The following is a 1,224-nucleotide window of genomic DNA, read 5'->3' as shown; positions in this document are numbered from 1 at the left end:
GCATTCATGCGGTCGATGGTGGCGTTGAGCCCGGCGCATTGATTGAGGTTGCGGCCAAACAGCGAAAAACCGCACCCGGCCTGGCTCGCCTGGCTGCGAGCCTTCGAAATCTGCTCATGCTGCCTGGCAATCGCGGAATCGTATTTCCGGACTAGCGCCGGACCGCCACCGCCGCCGCGCGAGGACGCGGCAAGATCGGCTTCCAACTGGCGGCAGACCCGCGAAGCAGCCTGTGGCTCGGCTACTCCCCAGGTTGCGGACAACAGCAGGCCAAGCAGCACGACAGCATGCGCCTGCTTCCACCCTCCGCTTGCCATCCGCCCAAACTCCGCCTTCCAAATCGGCTGTTAGCCCCGCAAGGCTACCGTGTTCGCGGTTAACTGCAGTTTACCGCGAAATCCGTGTTCAGCCCAGATTGACGACCGCTTGTGCCTTGTGGGCGGCTTCGACCACGGCAAGCGCCGTCATGTTGACGACGCCGCGCGAGGTGACAGACGGCGTCAATATATGCGCCGGCATGTCGGTGCCGAGCAGGATCGGCCCGACATGTAGCGCATCCGTCATGGTTCTGAGCGCCGTCAGCGTGATGTTTGCCGAATCGAGGTTGGGGAACACCAGCAAATTGGCTTCGCCCTTCAGTCTCGAATGGGGATAGACGCGCTGGCGCAGGTGCTCCGACAGAGCAGTGTCCGCATGCATCTCGCCATCGCATTCAAGGTCAGGCGCGATGCGCGCCAGGATCGCCGCTGCTTGCCGCATCTTCAGGGCGCTGGGCGAATCGCGCGAGCCGAAATCGGAATGCGACAAGAGTGCTGCCTTCGGCTCGATGCCGAAGCGCTGGATTTCTTCCGCCGCCAGCACCGTCATCTCGGCGATTTCTTCCGCCGTCGGGTCGACGGAGACGTGGGTGTCGGTCAGAAAGATGATGCCGCGCTGCGAGATCAGCATGGAAAGCGTCGACAGGTCGTGGTCCTTGATGCCGGCGCGGGGGCCGATGATCAAGGTGACGTTGCGCAGATGCCGCTCGAATCGACCTTCGAGGCCGCAGACCATGGCGTCGGCATCGCCGCGTTTCAGCGCAAGTGCTGCGATCACCGTGTTGTCGGTGCGCACCATAGTGCGCGCGGCTTCCGTCGTCACGCCACGCCGGCCGGCGAGTTCGATCAAAAGGTCGACATAGTGGCGGTAGCGCGGGTCGTCTTCCGGGGTGATGAGGCCGAAATC

1 protein-coding gene and 1 pseudogene are annotated in these 1,224 nt (G+C 63.3%); both read right to left on the bottom strand.

The features are described from left to right. Positions 1-317 (bottom strand): annotated as a pseudogene (locus EN879_RS36435) (hypothetical protein); the annotation flags it as partial. 88 nt (positions 318-405) lie between these two features. Beyond that, positions 406-1,224, bottom strand: an 819-nt coding sequence (locus EN879_RS36430; protein WP_281034629.1) for a phosphate acyltransferase, incomplete at its 5' end; no start/stop codon positions are given.

Origin of the sequence: Mesorhizobium sp. M7A.F.Ca.AU.002.02.1.1 (genome assembly GCF_003998535.1) — a bacterium.
GTDB classification, from domain to species: Bacteria; Pseudomonadota; Alphaproteobacteria; order Rhizobiales; family Rhizobiaceae; genus Mesorhizobium; species Mesorhizobium ciceri.
Note: the sequence above shows the minus strand (reverse complement) of the source record. Positions and strands in the feature narration are given on the sequence as shown.